Source organism: Bradyrhizobium sp. LMG 9283 (assembly GCF_045571415.1).
In the GTDB taxonomy this organism is placed as follows: domain Bacteria; phylum Pseudomonadota; class Alphaproteobacteria; order Rhizobiales; family Xanthobacteraceae; genus Bradyrhizobium.
Window position 1 is genome coordinate 766763 of sequence record NZ_CP120691.1, and the last position, 21087, is coordinate 787849.

The following is a 21087-nucleotide window of genomic DNA, read 5'->3' on the forward strand; positions in this document are numbered from 1 at the left end:
GCAATGTCAAGACTTGAAGGTTTTTGCATTGCGTAGTCAAAGTCAGCCATGCCGATCGATTCATCAAAGTTCTTCGACTCCATCCGCGTCAAGCCGAGAGGCGCGAAACCGGAAGCGAAGCCGCGCGAGACCGTGGTCGCCTGCGAATGGGCCGGCTGCCAGAACAAGGGCAGCCATCGCGCGCCGAAGGGACGCGAGAACCAGCGCGAGTACTGGCACTTCTGCCTGGACCACGTGCGCGAGTACAACCAGAACTACAATTTCTTCTCCGGCATGAATGCCGAGGCCGTCGCGCGCTACCAGAAGGATGCGCTGACCGGCCATCGCCCGACCTGGAAGATGGGTGCCAATGGCGGCAAGAAGGGATCGGAAGCCGAGATCGATGGCGCCTTCGATCCGTTCAGCATGTTCAGTGAGATCAACGGCCGCGCCAGCTGGCGCCGCGGCCCCGAAGCGCAGCCCAAGGCCGAGACGCGCAAGGTGATGAACGCCGAGCGCAAGGCGCTTCAAGTCATGGGCCTCGGCGCCGACGCCACGCTCGCCGACGTCAAGAGCAAGTACAAGGCGTTGGTCAAGCAGCACCACCCCGACGCCAATGGCGGCGACCGCTCCACCGAAGACCGCCTGATCGAGATCATCAAGGCGTATAATTATCTGAAGACGGTAGTGCGGGAGGCGTAGGGCCTCTCAGCTAGCTTTCTTCCCTTCCCCTTGTGGGAGAAGGTGGCGCGAAGCGCCGGATGAGGGGTTGTCTCACTATCGTAGGGTGGGCAAAGCGAAGCGTGCCCACGACTTCTGTTGCAATTCGGAACGACGGTGGGCACGACGCAAGAGCGCCTTCGCCCACCCTACGAATGCTGAGCACCGCCCCGTAGCCCGGATGGAGCGCAAGCGCAATCCGTGGTCTCTCTCACAATGACGACTTTCCCGGATTACGCTTCGCCCCATCCAGGCTACGTATTCCCTATCTCTCTGGCATCGTTCCCACATAGGACGAGCTCGGCCGGATCAACCGCCCGGTCCGCTGCTGCTCGCGCGCATGCGCGGTCCAGCCCGCGCTGCGTGCCACCGCGAAGATCGGCGTGAACGCCTGCCGTGGAATCGCCAGCGCATCGAGCAGGATCGCGGTGAAGAACTCGACATTCGTCTCCAGCGGCCGATCCGGATTCTTCTTGCGCAGCGCGCTGCGGATATAGGCCTCGACCTCGCCGGCGAACGGCAGGTCGGCGCCATCCGCCGAAAGCCGCTCGATCGCGGCCTTGAGCACGTCGGCGCGCGGATCGCGCACGCGGTAGACGCGATGGCCAAAGCCCATCAGCCGTTCGCCGCGCGCCAGCGCCGCATCCACCCACGGCCGGATGCGCTCGCTGGAGCCGATCGCGTCGAGCATTTCCAGCACCGGCTCCGGCGCGCCGCCATGCAGCGGACCCGTGAGTGCGCAATAGCCGGCGGTCACCGCGGCAAACAGGTCGGCTTGCGTCGAGGCCACCACGCGCGCGGTGAAGGTCGAGGCGTTCATGCCGTGATCGCTGGCGGTAACGAGATACGCATCGAGCGCGGCGACCTCACGCGGCTCCGGCGCGGCGCCGCGCAGCATCCGCAGCGTATCGGCCGCATGGCTTGCGTTCGGATCCGGCGCGACCGGCTCGAGCCCCTTGGCGCTCCGGACCAGCGCGCCCGCGATCACCGGAAATGCGCCGACGATGGTCGCCTCATGTTCGAGGCCGTGCTCCGCGCGAAGCCCCGCGACCGCTGCGCGGAACCCGTCGACAATGCCCATGCCGCGCGTCACGGGCAGCAAGTCGTCCAGCCGCGCGAAGGCGCGCTCGCGCGCCGCGCCCAGTCTCGCCCGCACATTGGCTTCGCTGAGGCTGGTCTTGCTGGCGCCATTCCAGAGCCGGGCGGTGACGCCCTCGAAGCTCGATTTGGCGGCGAGGCGCCCGACATGCTCGCCGGCGATGATCAGCTCGCCGCGCTCGCCGTCGACATGGCTCAGCACGGTCTCAGCCGCGGGAACACCGTCCAGCCCGATCTGGCTTTTGGTGAGGTGGATGTTCATGGCCTGTCTCCTTTCACGACTGGAAAGGTCGGGCCTCTCGACAGATTGATCAATCTTGATTACATAAATCAATATGAAAAATTCTCCGGAGCTGTACCTCTCCGCCCGGGAAGCCGCTGCCGAGCTCGCGATCTCGCCGGCAACCCTCTACGCCTATGTCAGCCGCGGCCTGATCCGCTCCGAGCCGACGCCGGACTCGCGCAAGAACCGCTACCGCGCCGAGGACGTCCGCGCGCTGAAGGAGCGCCGGGTGCCGTCGCCGGAACCGCGCGGCCTGCGCAGTTTTGATGCCGACCTGCCGGTGATGGACACCGAGATCTCGACCATCACGGAGGAGGGCGCGATCTATCGCGGCGTCAATTGCGTCGATCTTTCCGAGCGCGACACGCTTGAGCACGCCGCGACACTGCTCTGGGACGTCTCGGGCGTCGATCCCTTCGATCCGGACAATCAGCCCGAGATTTCCGAGGAGATGCGCACGATCGCTGAAGCCGCGCGCCGCGCCGCGCCGATTGACCGCGCCATCGCGGTGCTCGCGCTCGCCGCGAGCGCCGATCCGCGCGCCTTCACCCGCGCGCCTGACGGCCGCGCCATGGTCGGTGCGCGCATCGTCCGCTTGCTGGTCGCGACCATGCTCAACGCCGAGCCGTCGGCCGAGCCGCTGCATCAGCAGGTCGCGCGTGCCTGGGCGGCGGACAACAAGCACGCGGGCGACCTGATCCGCCGCGCGCTGGTGCTGCTCGCCGATCACGAGCTGAACGCCTCGACCTTCACCGCGCGCTGCGCGGCCTCGACCGGCCTCAATCTCTACGACTCCGTCATCGCCGGGCTCGCCGCGTTGAAAGGGCCGAAGCACGGCGGGGCTGGCGTGCTGGCTTCGCAGCTCGTCAAGACGCTGGTCGACCGCGACGTCGAGCCGATGGTGCGCGAGCGCGTCGCGCTCGGCGAGCGTTTCGCGGGCTTCGGCCACGGCGTCTACAAGCGCGGCGATCCCCGCGCGCAATCGCTGCTCAACGCCCTGTCGCGCGCCGGCGCCCCGCGCAAATTCACCCGCGAGGTGCCGGAGCGCATCGCCGAAGCAACCGGCGAATTCGTCAACATCGACTATGCCCTCGCCGTCCTCGTGCACGCGCTGCGCCTGCCCGCCGGTAGCGAGCTCGCGCTGTTCGCCATGGCCCGCAGCGTCGGCTGGATCGCGCATGCGAGCGAGCAATTGCAGTTCGGCAAGCTGATCCGGCCGCGGGCGCGGTATGTCGGGCCCGCGCCGGGGCGGAGGGCAGGAAATTCGTGATCGCTCGCGCTTGCGGTCCGGTTCACGCTGGCAGCAGAAGCGCTTAATTGCTTTCCGTCCCGTCCACCTCCGGGCAGGCTTGCAGCACCTTCGATCTCCTCGGGAGCCAATTGTGTCGCAAGCCGCCGCCCTAACTCGCCGCAGCCGCCCCCTTCGCACCTCGGCCGAACTGAGTTCGGCGATCGCGACGGCATACGAGCGCATCGAACGTGACCAACACCGCAATAGCTGGATCTATGTGAGGCCTATGGAAGAGGCGCTGGCGGAGGTCGAGGCTCTCGCACGGCGCGGCGCGCAGGGCGAATTGCTGCCTCTGCTCGGCGTGCCTTTCGCCGTCAAGGACAACATCGACGTGGAGGGCATGCCGACCTCGGCGGCCTGTCCGTCCTTCGCCTATGTTGCGGAGCGATCGGCTCAGTGCGTCGAGCGCCTCGTCGCGGCCGGCGCAATCTGTCTCGGCAAGACAAATCTGGATCAGTTCGCAACCGGGCTGTCCGGCGCCCGGTCACCTCACGGCGCCTGCCCGAGCGCCGCCGATGATCGCTATATCTCGGGCGGATCGAGCTCGGGCTCGGCCGTCGCCGTGGCGGCCGGTCACGTTGCCTTCTCACTTGGCACCGACACCGGCGGCTCAGGCCGGGTGCCGGCAGGTTTCAACGGCATCATCGGAATAAAGCCAACGGTCGGGCTTGTCTCATCCCGCGGGCTCGTTCCGAACTGCCCCACGCTCGATTGTCCGTCGATCTTCTGCAATTCCGTCACCGAGGGCAAGTTGTTGCTGGAGCTCATCGAGGGCTTCGATGAAGAGGATCCCTACAGCCGCGAAGCGCGCGGCCCGTCATCCGCTGTCCCCAACGAATTCCGCTTCGGGCGCATTCCCGCCTCTCAGCTGAATTCATTCGGGTTGCCCGAGTGCGACGCGCTTTACGAACAGGCTTGTGGGAGACTGGTGGGACTGGGAGGCGAGGCCCTCGAGATCGACTTCACACCTTTCGTCGAGGCCGGCGAAATGCTCTTCTCGGGACCGTGGATCGCCGAACGCTACGCGGCGATCAGCAAGCTCTTTGACATCGATCAAGGTGATTTGCTGGAGGTCACGCGCAAAGTCCTGCATTCCGCGGCGCAATTTTCAGCAGCTGACGCATTCGCGGCGCAACATCGTCTCCTGAAGTTGCGGCGGCAGGTCCAGCTCCTGTTCAAGCAGATCGACGTCCTGGTCGTGCCGACTGCGCCGCGTCCTTTCACCATTGCGGACATGCTGGAAGATCCCATCGCGCTCAATACGCGTCTTGGTCATTACTCCTATTCCGTCAATCTTCTGGATCTGTGTGCGGTGGCGCTTCCCAATGCGACGCTCACCAGCGGGATGCCGGTGGGCGTCACCCTGCTGGCACCCGCATGGCACGACCACGCCCTCCTGGACTTCGCCTCGCGATGGCAGCCGGACAATGGCGGCGCTCTGTTCGGGCTGAACGTCTATTCGCGTACTGCGCGTTAGACGATCTCGAGGTCGAGCGCGCGCAAATTCAGAATGACGATCAGACCCCTGTCGTAGCGGATGATGCCTCTCGCCTGCATGCGAGAGAGCTGCACCGTCACCCATTGCCGTGTCGCGCCGATCAAGTTGGCGAGATCGCCATGGGTGAAAGGAATGCCGAGCACGATCTCGCGGCCGAGCTGCGAGCCGTAGATATTCGAGAGAAAGATCAGCAGACGCTGTAACCGCTCGGTCACCGATCGTGTGCCGAGCATTTGCGCCATGGCCGAGTAACACCTTGCCTTGAAGGCCAGCGCATCCAGCAGCGCCACCGCGATGGGCGACGATTGAAGCGCAAGCTCGCGCAGAGCGGGGCCAGGCAGAAACAGGAGCCGGCTGCGCTCGATGGCAACCGAAGACCACATATGCGCGCCAGTTCCAAAGAGGTCGGGCCCGCCGACGAAATTGCCCCCGAACCAGTAGGCGAGCGTCACCTCACGCCCAGAAGGTGCTGCGTAATAGCTGCGGATCCGGCCGGATTCGATCAGATATATGCCGTTCTGCGTGTCTCCCTGGCGCCAGATATGCTTGCCGGTGTTCAGAACCTCGTGGCGACCGATTGCCAGCACACGGCGCCGGTCAGCCTCGCTCAAGGGGTCGAGCAAGCCTGGCAGCGATCTGACCAGAGCATCCGACTCCGCCAGCATGATCCCCGCTGTCGTCTTGAGAGTTGCCGCTGACATCTGTCCGCTCCCTCGTAGCTGGAGCAGATCCATTCAAGAGCTATGCCAGCCCGCGCTTCAGCTAAATCGGAGCGAGCCCACCGCGCTTTAGAGCGGAATGGCTTTAGGTTGAATCGATTGCCGCGGCTCGTTCACCTCTCCCGCTTGCGGGAGAGGCGCAGGCCGCCCTCGGCGGCCGTGATCTCAAGAGACGCCGAGGCAAAGCCTCGGCTATGGCGAAGTGCCGGGTGAGGGCTCTCTCCGCTAGGGGATTGTCCCATTGCAGAAGCACCCTCTCCCCAACCCTCTCCCGCAAGCGGGAGAGGGAGCGCACCTTCGTCTTTGCGGCTATCGAGCCTCATCTCATCGCGCTTTAGGTCACCGCTTCCATTTGCTCGAACGCCTTGCGGCCTTCGGTCCGGATCAGGTCAAGGCAATCCCGCTTGAGCGCGAGATAGGCGGGGTCGGTCAGGATAGTACTGGAGCGCGGGCGCGGCAGGGCCACGGAAAGATCCCGCAGGATTCGGCCCGGCCCGGCGCTCATGATCAGCACGCGATCCGACAGCAGAATGGCTTCGTCAATGTCATGCGTGACGAAAACGATCGTGGCGTTGATCCGGTCGCGGAGCTCGAGCAGGTTATCCTGCATCACGGCCCGGGTCTGCGCGTCCAACGCACCGAAGGGTTCGTCCATGAGCAGCACACGCGGCTGGTTCGCGAGGGCGCGAGCAATCGCCACCCGCTGCTGCATGCCGCCTGAAAGCGTATGCGGATAGGCGGTCGCGAATTTTGTCAGCCCGATCATGTCGATCAGGTCGTCGGCGATCCGAAGCGCCTCCGTTTTCGACTTGCCGAGCGCGCGCGGTCCGTGAGCGATGTTACGGCGCACCGATTTCCAGGGGAACAGATGCGGCTGCTGGAAGACCATCCCGATGTCCGGTCGAGGTGCCAGCATCGGCTTGCCAGCGATCATGACCTCGCCTTCGAACGGCCGTTCGAGGCCCGCCATCGCGTTCAAGAGCGTCGACTTGCCGCAGCCCGACGGACCAACCAGCGAGACGAATTCACCCGGCATCACGGCCAGGGACACCCGGTCCACGGCAATGACCTCGCCGCGCGGCACATCGAACACGATGCTCAAATGCTGAACCCGGATAATCGCTTCCGGCGCTGCCGATGAAGGCTCCGGCGGAGCATCCACGAGCCGGAGCGGTGATGTCGGTCGAAGCGGGTTGTGCATCATCGCCACCATACGGCGCGCTCGGCAATGGCCGCGAAGGAACGATCGGCGACGAAGGAGAGCAGTCCGAGCGCCGCCAGCCCTCCCATGACCTGTCCGGTCTGCATGTTCTGTTGCGCAATCTCGATCCGGTAGACGATGCCGGCGAACGCACCCGCCAGCTCGGCGGCGACGAGCGTGTAGAAGGAGATGCTGACGGCGGTGCGCAGGCCGACAACGATGTAGGGAAGCGCCCCCAGCAGGATGATCTCCGACAGCATCTGCCGACGTGGCGTGCCGAGCATCAGCGCGGCACGAATGAGGCCGCGATCGACCTTCTGGACGCCGATATGGGTCGCGAGCCACACGGTGAAGAACACGCCCCAGACGACCAGAAAGAGTTTGCCGGCCTCGGACAAGCCAAACCAGAGAATCACGATCGGTACGAAGGCGATCGGAGGGATCGGGCGAAGGATATGAAACAACGGGGAGAGCAGGCTCGAGACCAGCCGGAATCGCCCCGTCAGCACGCCGAGCATGATTCCGCCCGTGGTCCCGATCAGGAAGCCCGCGGTGACGCGGAATAGGCTCGCCCAGAGGTCGCCGAAAAACTGGCCGCTGTGGATCCAGTCTAGGACGGCGACAGCGACCGTCGACGGCGGCGGGAAGAGCACCGCGTTGACGATCCGCGAGCGTGCGATCAATTCCCATACGCCGACGAAGGCTGGCACGGAAAGCGCGCCGACAAGCACGCTCAGACGTCCGGCCGTCGTCGCACGGCTCCGCCCGCCAGTGCTCATGGATTGGCCGACAGTGTCACACGTGCGGGATCGAGCGCCTTCAGCGGCGCCGCTGCAATGACCTTCGAGAAATCAGGCATCCCCGTCCCCGGCGGGTGATTGCCGGTCTCGAGCCGCCAGGCTGCGTGCGTCTTCAGCGTCTCGAGCAGCTTGTCGTCGAGACGCACGCGATAGACGTAATCCGACCAGATCGGCGCCAGATCGTCGCGCTTCATGCCGGTTGCGGCGGCAACAATGTCGATCGCTTCGTCCGGATGAGCCTTGACCCAGCCTTCCGCTTCAATGAGAGCGGTCAGGAATTTGCTGACGATTGCCGGGTTTGCCTCCAGATAGGGCTGCGTCACGACGATGTTGAAGGTCTCCGAGTAGAGACCCTTGGTATCGAGCAGGACGGCACCCTCGCCGAGCGCCTTCTTTGCATTGGCCAGGTGCGGCTCCCAGGTGTCGAACGCGTCGATGCTCCCGGCCACCAGTGCGGGAAGCATCTCCTGGGGACGAAGATTTACGAGCGTGACGTCCTTGGCGGTCAATCCCGCCGCCTTCAGCAGAGCCGAAGTGTAGACCTCGCTCCCCGTGCCGGCTGTGAAGCCGATGCGTTTGCCGCGGAGATCCGCCTTGGTCCTGATTGCGGCGGACGCGGCCGTCATCGTCTTCAGATCCGAGTACTCCATGCCGGCGACGAAGGCGATCGGCTGCTGGGCCATCGCGGCCGCCGTGACTGGAGCTTCGGCGGTCGTCGCGATATCCGCTCCTCCTCCCATCACCGTGTCGAGGCACTGCTTTCCGCTGGTGAAATTCGAGACCGAGATATCGAGTCCCTGCTTGCCGAAGAGGCCGTTCGCCTTAGCGACAATCGCGAGGGCCGAGATCGGTGCGAGGTTCTGCGCAAGCCGTGCCTTCAGGACTTCTTCGGCCGTGGCTTGGGAAGCCGGATTCAAGATGCCCGCACAGGCCGAGATCGCAAACGAGACCATGCGAAGAGCTGTTTTCGCGCGCATGCAACCACCTCCGGTCATGTCGGCGGCCGCAACGGCCAGCCTGTGATTGGAGGAGGGTCATCCGAAGGCAATGCGCAGTGAAGCAATTAATCGACAACGTGTCCCGCTGACGAACATTTGCGCATCGCGGAGCCGTGGCGGATCGCAATTTGGGCAACGCAGAGCTCTGTTTGCCCGCCTCTTGTGCGGCGTGATCCTCATCCAATGCCGCTTTTTCGGCCGTCGTGTTTGAGAGGAGCAAGGTCGAGGCCGCGACCGGACGCCGGGCGTCGCGCCATCAGGCCCGTGGTTTGGCTTCCGCGACCGCGCTGCCTTGTCGGCGGCGGATGGTCCAGATCGCAAGGCCGACAACGATCGCAACCCCAACGACGGTCAGAATCCAGATGTGCTTGCCGACATGCCCATGATGGTGCAGCCCGGCATATTCGTGCAGCGCCGAGATCGCCAGCACGCCCGGCAGCACATGCGCCGGCGCCCAGAGCAGGATCGCGGGAACGTTCACCGCGTAGAATTTCGCGGGCGCCATGCCGAGCGCGCCGGCGGTCACGGGGACGAAGGCGCGGATCGGTGGCACGAAGCGGGCGAAGAACACGGCCCAGGTGCCGAAGCGGTTGAAGAAGCTTTCGCTCTCCGCGACGAGGCGCGGATAATTGGTCAGCGGCCAGGTGTTGAGGATCTCGCGCTGCCGCCGGTGCCCGATCCAATAGGCCGATCCGTCGCCGAGCACGGCGCCAAGCGCTGCCGCCAGCAGCACCCATGGCAGTTTCAGCTCGCCCCCGGGAACCAGCGCGCTCAGCGCCAGGATGATGGTCGAGCCGGGGATCACCGATCCCACCATCGGCACGGCTTCGAGCAGCGCCGCCAGGAACAGGGTCAGATAGCCCAGCCACGCATGGGCCGAGACGAAGGAGATGAGGGGATCGAGGAAGGACGTCACGTCGTCTCTGTGGCGGGCTGGAGCATTGGGTTCAGACCCTACCTAAGTAAGCCTCTGCGGCAAGAGTGCCATCCGAGCAGGCGAGGGCATTAGCTCGCCCGAAATTCGGGCGTGATTCGCAACGCAGCCCTCCAAAAACTGCGTTCCTTGCCTATCTAAATGAAAAGACAACGGAACTTTGATTGGTGCCCGGGCTTCTGCCGGCTCGTTGTCTCTGATAGGTTGCGTTCCAGCACCCAGCCGCAGCCAACGTGCGAATAACCGGTTTCGGGACCGCCCGGGACCTCGGAGGATTGATGACGACCGCCGCCCTGTCCAAAGTTGAGGAAGTTTCCGGTCTGCCCGACATGAAAGTGTCGGTGCGCCAGGTGTTCGGGATCGACAGTGATCTCGAAGTCCCCGCCTATTCCGAAGTCGATCCTCATGTGCCCGAAGTCGATTCCGACTACCGCTTCGACCGCGCCACCACGCTCGCCATTCTCGCCGGATTCGCCAAGAATCGCCGCGTGATGGTGACCGGCTATCACGGCACCGGCAAATCCACCCATATCGAGCAGGTCGCCGCGCGCCTGAACTGGCCCTGCGTGCGCGTCAACCTCGACAGCCATATCAGCCGCATCGACCTCGTCGGCAAGGACTCCATTGTGGTCCGCGACGGCAAGCAGGTCACCGAATTCCGCGACGGCATCCTGCCCTGGGCGCTGCAGAACAACGTCGCGCTGGTGTTCGACGAATACGACGCCGGCCGCCCGGACGTGATGTTCGTGATCCAGCGCGTGCTGGAAGTCTCGGGCCGTCTGACGCTGCTCGACCAGAACAAGGTGATCAAGCCGCACCCGGCGTTCCGTCTGTTCGCCACCGCGAACACGGTCGGCCTCGGCGACACCTCGGGCCTCTATCACGGCACCCAGCAGATCAACCAGGGCCAGATGGACCGCTGGTCGATCGTCACAACGCTGAACTATCTCAGCCATGACGAGGAAGTGGAGATCGTGCTGGCCAAGGCCAAGCATTATCGCACGCAGGAAGGCCGCGACATCGTCAACAAGATGGTGCGCCTCGCCGATCTCACCCGCAACGCCTTCGCCAATGGCGATCTGTCGACGGTGATGAGCCCGCGCACGGTGATCACCTGGGCGGAGAACTCCGACATCTTCGGCGATATCGGCTTCGCCTTCCGCGTCACCTTCCTCAACAAGTGCGACGAGCTCGAACGTCCCCTGGTCGCCGAGTTCTACCAGCGCTGCTTCAATGCGGAGCTGCCGGAATCGGCGGTGAACGTCGCGCTGAGCTAAGGACCAGTGATGTCGTCCCGGCCTTCCGGGACGACGGACAGGGTGAGATGACCACCTCCAACTCGAAATTCCGCAGCAACAAGGAAGCGCCGACCGAGCCGTTCAAGCGCTCGGTCGCCTCCTGCCTCAAGGCGATCGCCAAGACGCCCGAGCTCGACATCTCCTTTGCGGCCGAGCGGCCCGGTCTCGCGCCGGGCAAAGCCCGCTTGCCCGAGCCCGCGCGGAAAATGACCAGGCGCGACGCCGCAATCGTGCGCGGCCACGCCGATTCCATCGCGCTCAAGCTCGCCTGTCACGATCCCAAGGTTCATCGCAAGCTGATGCCCGGCAATCCGCAGGCGCGCGGGGTGTTCGAGGCGGTGGAGCAGGCCCGCGTCGAAGCGATCGGCGCGCGCCGCATGGCGGGTGTTGCGAAGAACCTCACCGCGATGCTCGACGACCATTTCCATCGCGGCAAGTTCGACGAGATCACCGACCGCGCCGATGCGCCGCTCGCCGATGCGCTGGCGATGCTGGTGCGCGAGCGCCTAACCGGGCTGGCGCCGCCGGCGGCGGCGAAGAAGATGGTCGATCTCTGGCGTCCCATTCTCGAGGACAAGATCGGCAAGCGGCTCGACCGGCTCGACGGCGTGCTCGAGGACCAGACCCGGTTCGGCGACGCCGTGCACGATCTGCTCTCGGCGCTCGAGCTCGGCGACGAGCGCAACGCCGACAGCGAGGACAATGACGAGAACGACGAGAACCAGGACGGCGACAACGATCAGTCCGGCGCCGAGGGCTCGCCCGATTCCGACGCCGCGCAGGAGATGAGCGCCGACCAGGCGCAGGCGACATCAGAGGAGATGAGCGAGAGCGCGATGGAAAGCGCGCAGGCCTCGACCTCCGACACCTTCGACGACGGCGAGCTCGGCGACGACGAGACTCCGGGCGAGGCGACGCGTCCGAACGCGCACGGCAGGAACGAGCCGCGCGGGCCGGAATATCACGCCTTCGCACCCAAGTTCGACGAGGTGATCGCGGCCGAGGACCTCTGCGACCATGACGAGCTGGAGCGGCTGCGCGCGTATCTCGACAAGCAGCTCGCGCATCTGCAGGGCATCGTCGCGCGCCTGGCCAACCGCCTGCAGCGCCGCCTGATGGCGCAGCAGAACCGCGCCTGGGAGTTCGATCTCGAAGAGGGCATCCTCGATCCCGCGCGCCTGTCGCGCGTCGTCACCGATCCCTATCACCCGCTGTCCTTCATGCACGAGAAGGAGGCGACGTTCCGCGACACCGTGGTGACGCTGCTGCTCGACAATTCCGGCTCGATGCGCGGACGGCCGATCACGGTCGCTGCGACCTGCGCCGACATCCTCGCGCGCACGCTGGAGCGTTGCGGCGTCAAGGTCGAGATCCTCGGCTTTACCACGCGCGCCTGGAAGGGCGGGCAATCGCGCGAGGCGTGGCTTGCCGCCGGCAAGCCGGCCAATCCCGGCCGCCTCAACGATCTCCGCCACATCATCTACAAGTCAGCGGATGCCCCCTGGCGTCGTGCGCGCAAGAATCTCGGCCTGATGATGCGCGAGGGCCTCTTGAAGGAGAACATCGACGGCGAGGCGCTGGACTGGGCGCACAAGCGCCTCCTCGGCCGGCCCGAGCAGCGCAAGATCCTGATGATGATCTCGGACGGCGCGCCGGTCGATGATTCCACGCTGTCGGTCAACCCCGGCAACTACCTCGAGCGGCACCTGCGCCACATCATCGAGGAGATCGAGACCCGCTCGCCGGTCGAGCTGATCGCGATCGGTATCGGCCATGACGTGACGCGCTATTATCGCCGCGCGGTGACGATCGTGGATGCCGAGGAGCTCGGCGGTGCCATCACCGAAAAACTCGCCGAGCTGTTCAGCGAGACCAACGGGGCGCCCACGCAAGCACCCGGCCGCCCGCGACGCAAATTGCATTCGTGAGCACGCTGTCATCCCGCCGCAGCTTTCTTGGCCACGCGGCGGCGGGATTCTCCACTTTCGCGCTCTCTCGCCTGGCGCAGGCGCAAGCAGCGACCGAGCCACGCGAGCTCCAGGTCGAGCACGCCGTCGCCACGCCTGTCAGCGTCGAGGTCAATGCGCGTCCAATCCCCCATTTCGAACCGCGCGACCGCACGCGCACGCGCTTCGGCTCGCTGGACTATCGCAGCGGCCTGGTGCTGACCTCGGCCTATCGCGGCTTCGGCGGCCTGTCCGGCCTCCGCTTTCTCGATGGCAAGGGCGAGCGCTTCCTCGCGATCTCCGACCAGGCTGCCTGGTTCACCGGCACCATCCGCTATTCCGGCCGCGAGATGGTCGGGCTCGCGGACGTCGAGGCCGCGCCGCTGCTCGGCGCCGAGGGGCGGCCTATCACGGACAAGCACCTCTGGTGGGATTCGGAATCGATCGCGCGCGACGGCAATCTCGTCTATGTCGGGCTCGAGCGCGTCAACCAAATCCTGCGCTACGATTTTGCCAAGGGCGGCACGCGTGCCCGCGGCGAGGTGATCGCCGTCCCGCCCGCCTTGCGCAAGCTGCCCTACAACAAGGGGCTGGAGGCGATGGTGGTCGTGCCGAAAGGACAGCCGCTCGCGGGCACCCTGATCGCCTTCTCCGAGCGCGGGCTCGATGCCGACGGCAACCTCGTCGCCTTCCTGATCGGCGGCCCCACGCCCGGCCAGTTCAGCGTCCGCCGCACCGAGAAATTCGACATCAGCGATGCCGTGCTGCTGCCCTCCGGCGAGCTCTTGATCCTCGAACGCAAATTCTCCTGGTTCACCGGCGTCAACATCCGCATCCGCTCGATCCCCCTGAAGTCAATCGCGCCCGGTGCGCTGGTCGATGGCCCCGCGCTGTTCGCCGCCGATCTCGGCCACGAGATCGACAACATGGAAGGCATCGACGCCCATGTCACCGCCGAGGGCGAGACCGTGCTGACGCTGGTGTCGGACGACAATTTTTCCATGCTCCAGCGCACTTTGCTGCTGCAATTCACGCTGGCGGAGTAGGGGCGTCGTCTCGCGCCCGCGCCTCAACCTCGTTGAAGTTGAACTTGCATGCATGAGCCCGCGACAAAACCGCATGCCGCGTCTCCGCGTTCTTCTCGCCCTCGTCCTCCTGCTTGCCGGGCTGCCGCAGGCGCACGCCACGGCCGAGCACACCTATGCCAAGCGCGAGTACGCCATCATCACGGGCGGGTGGGCGCCGAACAAGCGGCTCGCCATCGCGGTCCATGGCGAGGGGGAGGGCGCGCACGACAAATTTCACGCCTATCTGATGGCGGAGCCGCAGCATCGCAGGCTGGCCGTGCTTGACAACATCAGCCACGAGAACAATCTCGACACCGATGCCGACGCCTATTACGCGGAGTGGTCGCCCGACTCGCGCTATGTCGCGGTCTCCTTCCGCACCGAGCGTCACATCATGACGCTGAACATCTATGCGATCGAAGGCAATCGCGCCCGGCTGATCGAGACGCCGGACCTGTTTCGCAAGGCGGCGGGCCGCACCGTCATCGTCAAGACCGACGGCGACATGCGTACCTATGTCCCAACGGTGAAGTGGCGGGGACCGCGCCGCTATGATTTCAACGACTACCGTCTCTTCGTCGAGAACGACAAGACGCTTGCCGAGAAGATCGGCGAACTCGGCAGCCTGACCAAGATGGAGGACGGCCGCTATTCGATCGAGTTCGCCGCCCACGCCACTGTCACGATCGGGCGAGGGAATCGCAACCGCGTCGGCAAGCTGAAGCTTGGGGTTTTCGAGCGGTAGCGGGCCGGCTGCGACCGGAACGCTTGCGCAATGCATGGCGCCGCCAGCCGTCATGCTCCCCGCGCGGCTGGCAATCCGCGCCTCGCTCACTACACTCTCCTCACGATCCCCCATCCCCCGGAACTCCCCCCGCATGAGCGCCCTGTTTAACCCGATCAAGCTGCGCGGCCTGACGTTGAAGAACCGCATCGTGGTGTCGCCGATGTGCCAATATTCGGCCGAGGACGGCGTCGCCACCGACTGGCACTTCACCCACATCAACAATCTCAGCCTGTCGGGCGCTTCGATGTTCTGCATCGAGGCGACGCATGTCGAGGCGATCGGCCGCATCACGGCGGGCTGTCTCGGGCTCTACAACGATGCCTGCGAGGCCGCCTTGAGGCCGATTCTCAATTCGGTGCGCAAATATTCCTCCGCCGCGGTCGCGATGCAGCTCGCCCATGCCGGCCGCAAAGCCAGTAGTGCGCGGCCCTGGGACGGCGGCCAGCTGATTCCGGTCGAGCATGGCGGCTGGCAGACGGTGGCGCCATCGGCGGTGCCGCACAAGGAGGGCGAGGCCGCCCCGCTGGCGCTGGATGCGGCGGGCCTGAAGCGCATTCGCGAGGCCTTCGTCGACTGCACGAAACGCGCCGCGCGGCTCGGCATCGACGCCATCGAGGTGCATGGCGCGCACGGCTATCTCCTGCATCAATTCCTGTCGCCGATCTGCAACAAGCGCACCGACGAATATGGCGGCAGCCTCGCGAATCGCATGCGCTTTCCGCTCGAAGTGTTCGACGCGGTGCGCGCCGCGTTCCCCGCTGACAAGCCGGTCGGCATGCGGGTGTCGTCGACCGATTGGGTCGAGGGCGGCTGGGATCTGGCGCAGACGATCGAATTTGCGAGAGCGTTGAAGGCGCGCGGCGTCGACTGGATCGATGCCTCCTCCGGCGGCGTCTCGCCGTTGCAGAAGATCCCGCTCGGCCCCGGCTATCAGGTGCAGTTTGCAGAGGCCATCAAGCGCGAGACGGGATTGCCCACCATCGCCGTCGGCCTGATCACGGAAGTCAAGCACGCCGAGGAGATCGTGGCATCCGGCAAAGCCGACATGGTCGCGCTCGCCCGCGGCATGCTCTACGACCCGCGCTGGGGCTGGCACGCTGCCGCCGAGCTCGGCGGCGAGGTCGAGGTCCCGCCACAATATTGGCGCTCGCAGCCCTCGACGCAAAAGGCGCTGTTCGGCAAGACCACGTTCGGGGCGAGGTGAGGTCTTCTCGCCTCTCCCCGCGTGCGGGGAGAGGCCGGAATTTGCGAGAGCAAATTCCCCGTGAGGGGACTCTCCACGAGTCCAGCTGTCAGCGTTTTCGCGGAGACTCCGCCTCATCCCAATCCTCTCAGAGCGAACGAAGTTCGTCCCGGCCCCGCAAGCGGGAAGAGGGAGCTAAGCCGCCCGCTATAACCCCCTTCGCCTTCCACGTCCGCCAAAACTGGCCTAACCTCTCCGCATTCAACGCCTCACGGAGGCCGGCCATGCGCTTTGGTATCCGCAAAACTGCCCATGTGTTCGAGCGCGTCGGTCTTGCGATGGCGGGGGCCGCGTGCGGATTGTTCGTCGGCGCCTATGTCGGCTCGGCGATCCCCACGCTCACCACGCAGGGATTCCTGCTGCTGATGATGGCCTTGGGCGCCGTCGGCTTCTATCTCGGCATCGACACGCCGCAGATGCCTTTCGACGACGCGCACAGCGAGATCGACGCCGCGGAATTCCTCAGCTCGGCCGGCACGCTCTGCGCCACGCTGACCACGCTCGCCTCCGTCGCTGTGATCGTGCTGCGGCTCGATCCGCACCTGGCCTGGACCTGGCTCGTCTTCGTCGGCTGGATCGGCGGCGTCGCCATGCAGATCGTCGCCGGCGCCAAGGCCAGGATGCGGAAGTAGTGCGGCTCTCACCCCTCCAGGGGAGGGCAAGCCAACAGCTCGCTATTTCCCTAAAACACCACGCCCACGCGCGTGCCGCGCTTCCAGGCGATGCGGCAGCGCTTCCTGGTGTTGACGTGCAGCAGCTCGAAGCGATCGGGAATCTTCACCTGGCCGCCGAGATCGACGCAGGCCCCGCCGGGCGAATAGTCGATCAGTGTGCAGTTGATCGCCGGCGCGCGCGGGTCGGTGATGATCTTGGCTTGTCGCGACACCAGCCCGGCGGGCTTCACGCGGACATATTTGCGCGGATGCATTGGCACGTCTCCTCCAATTCCGCAGGTATCGCGGCGGGTGGTCTGTCCCGATGATGGAAAAGAGATGATGCGATACGGCTAAGGTTGGCGGGAGAATTTTAATGAAAAGCTGCGGCGACTGCGGAAAGTGGCGGTAGCGGGGTGCCCACCCTCCCCTGGAGGGGTCCGGGACGAGCGTAGCTCGCCCGTGGTCGATCGCGCGCAGCGCGAGCGGGGTGGGGTGATCTCTCAACACGGGCAGCGCATGCGTGGAGAGACCGTCACCCCACCCCGCCTCACATTTCGCTGCGCTCAACGTGAGCCGACCCTCCCCCTCCAGGGTAGGGGAATCGCATATGGCGCTAGAGGGGTATTGCAAAGGGGTTGGAACTGGATTCTTAGGGTGTCTCTCGCTTCTCGAGGGAGCCCTGAATGCGCAAGCTCAAGCGCCTGTTTCGACCGCTCAAGGATCCGCGCGCCAGCAACACCCGACACGATCTGGTGGATGTCCTTGTCATTGCATTGGCAGCCACGCTGGCTGGCGCCAAGACCTGCACCGAGTTCGAGTTCTTTGGCCAAGGCCGCGAGGAGCTGTTGCGGCGATTTCTGGAGCTCAGGCACGGCATTCCGAGCCACGATACGTTCAGCAACGTCTTCCGTGCGTTGGACCCGAAGGGTCTGGAAGCGGTTTTGCGCAAGTTCAGCAAGAGCTTCGGCATCAAGGGGGTGGTCAGCATCGACGGCAAGGCTCTGCGCGGAGCCTTCACGCGTGGCCGGCAGGCCACGCCACTGCATATGGTCAATGTCTGGGCGGCCGGCACTCGCATGGCGTTGGCTCAGCGGAAGGCTCCCAATCGCAACGAGGTTGCCGGGGCTCTCGAAGTCCTGGCGCTGCTCGATCTGGACGGGGCTCTTGTCACCGCCGACGCCTTGCATTGCCGGCCCGACACCGCACAGGCCATCCGCGACCGGAAGGGGCACTACGTGTTGGCCATCAAGAGCAACCGTGGCCGGCTCTTCAAGGCCGTCAAGACGCTGATCGACACAGCCCGAAAGCCCGCACGGGCGAGTCAACGGAAGGCCGCCGCGCACGGCCGCGTCGAGCGCCGGCAGGCCATCGTCGCGCCGGCGCCACAGTTGGCGAAGCAATATGACTTCCCCGCTATCGCCGCCGTCGCTCGCATCGACAGTTGGCGCGCCAACTCTGGCAAGACCGCCAAGCATACGGTCCGATACTTCCTGGCCTCGCGCCTGCTGTCGGCCAAAAAGCTGCTCGAGGTCGTGCGTACCCACTGGAGCATCGAGAACAACCTGCACTGGGTCCTCGACGTTCTGTTCGATGAGGATGCCTGCCGCAGCCGCAAGGATCACGCTGCGGAAAATCTCGCCCTCATCCGCAAGCTGGCCATCAATACGCTGCAGGCAACCCCGGTCCTGCGCGCATCAGCCATAAAATGCTCCAAGCCAGATGGAATAATGACTTCCTTCTCTCCACCCTCGGCCATATGCGATAGCCCTACCCTCCAGGGAGGGTAAGAGAGCGGGACCACGCCGCCTCACCCCGTCACGCTCTCATCCGTCACAGCCTCTGCCGCCTCCGCATGCTGCGGCCCCACCGGCATCGGCACGGTCACGTAACTCCTCGGCAGGTTCACCGGCCGATACCCCGGCTCCACCGCCATCCGCTTCAACACGCTCTCATGCACATGTGCGCCTTCGGGGATGACGCGCGGCTCGCAATCGGGGATGTAGAAGCCGAAATAGACCTTCCGCTCCGGCCATTCCTTGTACGTCGCGCGCTTCGGCACATACTCCAGCACGCGCCAGGCCGCATTCATCGAATTGTGCAACTCGCCCGTCTTCCCCGTATAGGCCGGCTCCACATATCTGAACGGCGAGTTCTTGCGCTGGACGCCCCAGGCGAGCTGATTCACCGTGCGCGGGTTGAATTTCAGCCCGGCCTTCTCCGCCTCCGCGATCATCCAGAGCAGCGGATACTTGGATTCCCCGCTCTCGGCCTCCGGATAGCCGCCGCCGACGTCGCAATGCACGCCGGCGAACCACACCTGCAGAATGTCCTGCGCCACCTTCTTCTCGTCGGGCACGTAGCGATTGCTCCAGAACTCCTGCGGCTCCTCATACTGCTTCAGGCGGAACATGCAGCGCCGCTCGTCGATCGCGATCGCCTGCCGGAAGATCTTGACGCTCGGATTGCGCAGCGTGAAGGCGAGCTCCTCCAGGCTGAACAGGAAGAAGAAATTGTCGCGCCGCGGCACGATCACGCTCGCCACCGTGTCCCAGACGCCGATGAAGTGGATGGTCGGCCAGCGCGTCGAGGTGATGCGCGCGAACTGGGCGGCGAGGTCGAACGGGCCCTTCGGCAGTGGCCCGCTCTCGTCGACGGCGATATCCTTGAGGTCCTCGATATCGTTGCCGCGCCCGGTGCCGGAATATTGCTTGTAGGCAATGAGCCCGCTCCCAGCGAGGTTCGCCTGCTCCGGCGAGATCAGCCCGATCTTGTGGATCAGCCCCGCCAGCACGCGAACGGTGTAAGCCCCGCGCGAAAACCCGAACAGATAGATCTTGTCGCCCGGCGCGTAATGCTGAACCAGGAAGCAATAGGCGCTGAGCACGTTGTCATCGAGCCCATAGCCGGTGGCGAGCCCCAGCACCAGGTTGATGTTGGCCTTCCAGCGGTGCCACGTCGTCGGCTCCGTCACCGTGCCGACCCCGGGATCGTAAAACACCAGCTGCCGCGGCGACGTCTTCTCTGTCTTGCGCAGGCAGCGATAGAGCTTCAGGACGTTGGAGATGTTCTCCGAGATCTCGTTGCCGGTGCCGTCACAGCAGATGACGAGGTTTTTGCCGGCGGGCTTGTGGTCGGTGTTGGCTGCGGACTCCATGGGCTGCGCCTCCGGGTGATGCTACCGGGGCGAGTATAGCGGAAATGGACGGCAGCTAGGAGACGAAGGCGACGTCGCCGGCAGGGTGCCCCCACTATCATCTGTTGACATTAACAACTTGTTAACCATGCCGTCGCCTAATGTTGACGAGTGGGGGATCACCATGTCGGCCCATGTGACGCGACCGAAGTTGATGCCTGTTTCGGCCGATCCAGCCTTCCGTTTGCTTGCCAGGCTGGCGGTTCGCGCCAAGGCCGTCCTGCAGACCAAAACGGCTGTCGTACGGAGCAAAGCCATGTTTGGAAAGGACGACTTAGTGGACAATCTCAGCCGCGATCTCGATCGCGCGCGCGGAAGACGCGATGCACTCGCATCCGAAGCCACGACCCTGACGGCCCAGATCGCCGAAATTGAAGCCCGCCTTTCGGAGGAGAAGAAAAGGCGGGAGCGTGAGCGCGTTTTGGTTGAAATCGAAGCGATAAAGGCGCGAATCAAGCAAGCCGCCGGCGCGTTTGCACCCGTCGTCGATGGTCTCTCCAAGGCGATCGAGTCGGCTGCGGCAGTCGTGCCCGAGGCGCGCGAGCTCAACAGTTTCCTGGTGTCGGTGGCGACTGAAATCGACAGCGTGCTCGATCCCCTGTTGCGCGAACTCGATCAGCGCGCCGATGCGGTGCGAACAGGCCACGTCGCGCTAGACCTCCCGAGTTCGGCCGATGAACCGGCCATCGAGCTGCCGAAAGACAGCAACGAACGCCTGCTTCGTTTTCCAGCATGGCTGTCTCGCGACAAGGAGGCGGACAAGAAGGAAACAGCGGAGAGCCCGCGCAGCACGGCAGCGTGAGCGATCGGCGCGCTGCGCAGCCTAAGAAGCTTGATGGGTGTTGTTCGAGTCGATGCCAGCCGAGCGCTCAGACCACCTCTCCCGGAGGGAGAGGTCGGAGCGCATCGTAAGATGCGATCCGGGTGAGGGGATACGGTCTCACTGAGCGCAGCGGCCCCTCCTCCGGATTGCTCAGGCGCGCAATGCGCGCGATGGCAGTCCGACCTCTCCCTGCCGGGGAGAGGTGGACCTCCGACGAACCTGATTTCATCCGCTTTGGAGCCGCGTCGCCGCGGTCCATATCCGGCATTGCAGACGAGCAACTCCAGCTCCCGCCACCGCTCAGTTGGCGGCGCGGCGCAGGAAGGCCGGGATATCGAGAACGGCATCATCCGGCGCATTGCGCGCAGCGGCGCGGCCGTAAGGATCGAGCGGCCGGTCGGTCGCCTGGCGTGCATAATCCAGACCCGGCCTTGCCGGTGGCCCCACGGGGTGGTGCGGCTGCGGGCGGAGCGGCGGGCTTTCCACTTGCGGAAGGGAAGCACTGCGCTCGATCCGATCGGCGATGCGGCGGCCGTCGTTGCGCAGCCTGCCG

General features: G+C 65.0%; 18 protein-coding genes and 1 pseudogene. 11 read left to right on the forward strand and 8 right to left on the reverse strand.

From position 1 onward, the window contains the following. Positions 1–48 precede the first annotated feature (48 nt). Positions 49–681, forward strand: coding sequence for a J domain-containing protein (locus tag P6U29_RS03530; RefSeq protein WP_407116333.1), 633 nt, complete (start codon positions 49–51; stop codon positions 679–681). A 283-nt stretch (positions 682–964) separates the two neighbouring features. On the opposite strand, the gene P6U29_RS03535 is transcribed toward P6U29_RS03530, so the two are convergent. Continuing rightward, on the reverse strand, positions 965–2059 hold the full coding sequence (locus P6U29_RS03535) for a citrate synthase/methylcitrate synthase (protein ID WP_407116334.1): 1095 nt from the start codon (positions 2057–2059) through the stop codon (positions 965–967). Positions 2060–2132: 73 nt separating this feature from the next. Between P6U29_RS03535 and P6U29_RS03540 the strand changes: the two genes are divergently transcribed. Together P6U29_RS03540 and atzF are read left to right on the forward strand one after the other, a co-directional pair. Then, entirely contained in the window at positions 2133–3350 is a 1218-nt protein-coding gene (locus P6U29_RS03540) for a citrate/2-methylcitrate synthase (RefSeq protein WP_407116335.1), read from the forward strand. Positions 3351–3462: 112 nt separating this feature from the next. Then, positions 3463–4848 (forward strand): allophanate hydrolase, encoded by a 1386-nt coding sequence (gene atzF, locus P6U29_RS03545; RefSeq protein ID WP_407116336.1) that lies wholly within the window; start codon positions 3463–3465, stop codon positions 4846–4848. On the opposite strand, the gene P6U29_RS03550 is transcribed toward atzF, so the two are convergent. The 5 genes from P6U29_RS03550 to P6U29_RS03570 all read right to left on the reverse strand — a co-directional run bounded on the left by P6U29_RS03550 (position 4845) and on the right by P6U29_RS03570 (position 9503). Further along, positions 4845–5570 (reverse strand): Crp/Fnr family transcriptional regulator, encoded by a 726-nt coding sequence (locus tag P6U29_RS03550; protein WP_407116337.1) that lies wholly within the window; start codon positions 5568–5570, stop codon positions 4845–4847. The two genes, atzF and P6U29_RS03550, sit on opposite strands and share 4 nt — an antisense overlap. Positions 5571–5922: 352 nt before the next feature. Next, positions 5923–6801 (reverse strand): ABC transporter ATP-binding protein, encoded by an 879-nt coding sequence (locus P6U29_RS03555; protein WP_407116338.1) that lies wholly within the window; start codon positions 6799–6801, stop codon positions 5923–5925. Then, the gene (locus tag P6U29_RS03560; RefSeq protein ID WP_407116339.1) at positions 6789–7499 is read right to left on the reverse strand and encodes an ABC transporter permease; all 711 of its coding nucleotides are present in this window, start codon (positions 7497–7499) and stop codon (positions 6789–6791) included. The genes P6U29_RS03555 and P6U29_RS03560 overlap by 13 nt, the downstream gene beginning before the upstream one ends. Positions 7500–7564: 65 nt before the next feature. Further along, on the reverse strand, positions 7565–8566 hold the full coding sequence (locus P6U29_RS03565; RefSeq protein WP_407116340.1) for an ABC transporter substrate-binding protein: 1002 nt from the start codon (positions 8564–8566) through the stop codon (positions 7565–7567). Positions 8567–8843: 277 nt separating this feature from the next. Further along, the gene (locus tag P6U29_RS03570) at positions 8844–9503 is read right to left on the reverse strand and encodes a DedA family protein (RefSeq protein WP_407116341.1); all 660 of its coding nucleotides are present in this window, start codon (positions 9501–9503) and stop codon (positions 8844–8846) included. Positions 9504–9799: 296 nt separating this feature from the next. Between P6U29_RS03570 and cobS the strand changes: the two genes are divergently transcribed. The 6 genes from cobS to P6U29_RS03600 all read left to right on the forward strand — a co-directional run bounded on the left by cobS (position 9800) and on the right by P6U29_RS03600 (position 16494). After that, positions 9800–10798, forward strand: coding sequence for a cobaltochelatase subunit CobS (cobS, locus tag P6U29_RS03575; protein WP_122400559.1), 999 nt, complete (start codon positions 9800–9802; stop codon positions 10796–10798). A 47-nt stretch (positions 10799–10845) separates the two neighbouring features. Continuing rightward, positions 10846–12747: a cobaltochelatase subunit CobT gene (gene cobT / locus P6U29_RS03580; protein WP_407116342.1), complete on the forward strand. Its 1902-nt coding sequence runs from the start codon at positions 10846–10848 to the stop codon at positions 12745–12747. Next, entirely contained in the window at positions 12744–13811 is a 1068-nt protein-coding gene (locus P6U29_RS03585; RefSeq protein ID WP_407116343.1) for an esterase-like activity of phytase family protein, read from the forward strand. The genes cobT and P6U29_RS03585 overlap by 4 nt, the downstream gene beginning before the upstream one ends. Positions 13812–13884: 73 nt before the next feature. Next, on the forward strand, positions 13885–14577 hold the full coding sequence (locus P6U29_RS03590; protein WP_407116344.1) for a hypothetical protein: 693 nt from the start codon (positions 13885–13887) through the stop codon (positions 14575–14577). A gap of 133 nt (positions 14578–14710) precedes the next feature. Further along, positions 14711–15823 (forward strand): NADH:flavin oxidoreductase/NADH oxidase, encoded by a 1113-nt coding sequence (locus tag P6U29_RS03595; RefSeq protein ID WP_407116345.1) that lies wholly within the window; start codon positions 14711–14713, stop codon positions 15821–15823. A gap of 263 nt (positions 15824–16086) precedes the next feature. Continuing rightward, the gene (locus P6U29_RS03600; RefSeq protein WP_407116346.1) at positions 16087–16494 is read left to right on the forward strand and encodes a hypothetical protein; all 408 of its coding nucleotides are present in this window, start codon (positions 16087–16089) and stop codon (positions 16492–16494) included. Between the two features lie 50 nt (positions 16495–16544). Here the strand turns inward: P6U29_RS03600 and P6U29_RS03605 are convergent, their stop codons facing one another. Beyond that, on the reverse strand, positions 16545–16790 hold the full coding sequence (locus P6U29_RS03605; protein WP_407116347.1) for a PilZ domain-containing protein: 246 nt from the start codon (positions 16788–16790) through the stop codon (positions 16545–16547). Between the two features lie 411 nt (positions 16791–17201). Here P6U29_RS03605 and P6U29_RS03610 point away from each other — a divergent pair. Then, positions 17202–18283: pseudogene (locus P6U29_RS03610) on the forward strand (ISAs1 family transposase). A 42-nt stretch (positions 18284–18325) separates the two neighbouring features. Here the strand turns inward: P6U29_RS03610 and P6U29_RS03615 are convergent. Further along, the gene (locus P6U29_RS03615; RefSeq protein ID WP_407116348.1) at positions 18326–19672 is read right to left on the reverse strand and encodes a DUF2235 domain-containing protein; all 1347 of its coding nucleotides are present in this window, start codon (positions 19670–19672) and stop codon (positions 18326–18328) included. Between the two features lie 163 nt (positions 19673–19835). Here P6U29_RS03615 and P6U29_RS03620 point away from each other — a divergent pair, with 163 nt between their 5' ends. Beyond that, the gene (locus P6U29_RS03620) at positions 19836–20513 is read left to right on the forward strand and encodes a hypothetical protein (RefSeq protein ID WP_407116349.1); all 678 of its coding nucleotides are present in this window, start codon (positions 19836–19838) and stop codon (positions 20511–20513) included. The last annotated feature ends 574 nt before the right edge of the window (positions 20514–21087 follow it).

Coding starts and splice junctions, on each gene's coding strand:
- P6U29_RS03530 (WP_407116333.1), top strand. CDS start 49: ATGCCGATCGATTCATCAAAGTTCTTCGACTCCATCCGCGTCAAGCCG.
- P6U29_RS03535 (WP_407116334.1), bottom strand. CDS start 2,059: ATGAACATCCACCTCACCAAAAGCCAGATCGGGCTGGACGGTGTTCCC.
- P6U29_RS03540 (WP_407116335.1), top strand. CDS start 2,133: ATGAAAAATTCTCCGGAGCTGTACCTCTCCGCCCGGGAAGCCGCTGCC.
- P6U29_RS03550 (WP_407116337.1), bottom strand. CDS start 5,570: ATGTCAGCGGCAACTCTCAAGACGACAGCGGGGATCATGCTGGCGGAG.
- P6U29_RS03555 (WP_407116338.1), bottom strand. CDS start 6,801: ATGGTGGCGATGATGCACAACCCGCTTCGACCGACATCACCGCTCCGG.
- P6U29_RS03565 (WP_407116340.1), bottom strand. CDS start 8,566: ATGCGCGCGAAAACAGCTCTTCGCATGGTCTCGTTTGCGATCTCGGCC.
- cobS (WP_122400559.1), top strand. CDS start 9,800: ATGACGACCGCCGCCCTGTCCAAAGTTGAGGAAGTTTCCGGTCTGCCC.
- cobT (WP_407116342.1), top strand. CDS start 10,846: ATGACCACCTCCAACTCGAAATTCCGCAGCAACAAGGAAGCGCCGACC.
- P6U29_RS03590 (WP_407116344.1), top strand. CDS start 13,885: ATGCCGCGTCTCCGCGTTCTTCTCGCCCTCGTCCTCCTGCTTGCCGGG.
- P6U29_RS03595 (WP_407116345.1), top strand. CDS start 14,711: ATGAGCGCCCTGTTTAACCCGATCAAGCTGCGCGGCCTGACGTTGAAG.
- P6U29_RS03600 (WP_407116346.1), top strand. CDS start 16,087: ATGCGCTTTGGTATCCGCAAAACTGCCCATGTGTTCGAGCGCGTCGGT.
- P6U29_RS03605 (WP_407116347.1), bottom strand. CDS start 16,790: ATGCATCCGCGCAAATATGTCCGCGTGAAGCCCGCCGGGCTGGTGTCG.
- P6U29_RS03615 (WP_407116348.1), bottom strand. CDS start 19,672: ATGGAGTCCGCAGCCAACACCGACCACAAGCCCGCCGGCAAAAACCTC.
- P6U29_RS03620 (WP_407116349.1), top strand. CDS start 19,836: ATGTCGGCCCATGTGACGCGACCGAAGTTGATGCCTGTTTCGGCCGAT.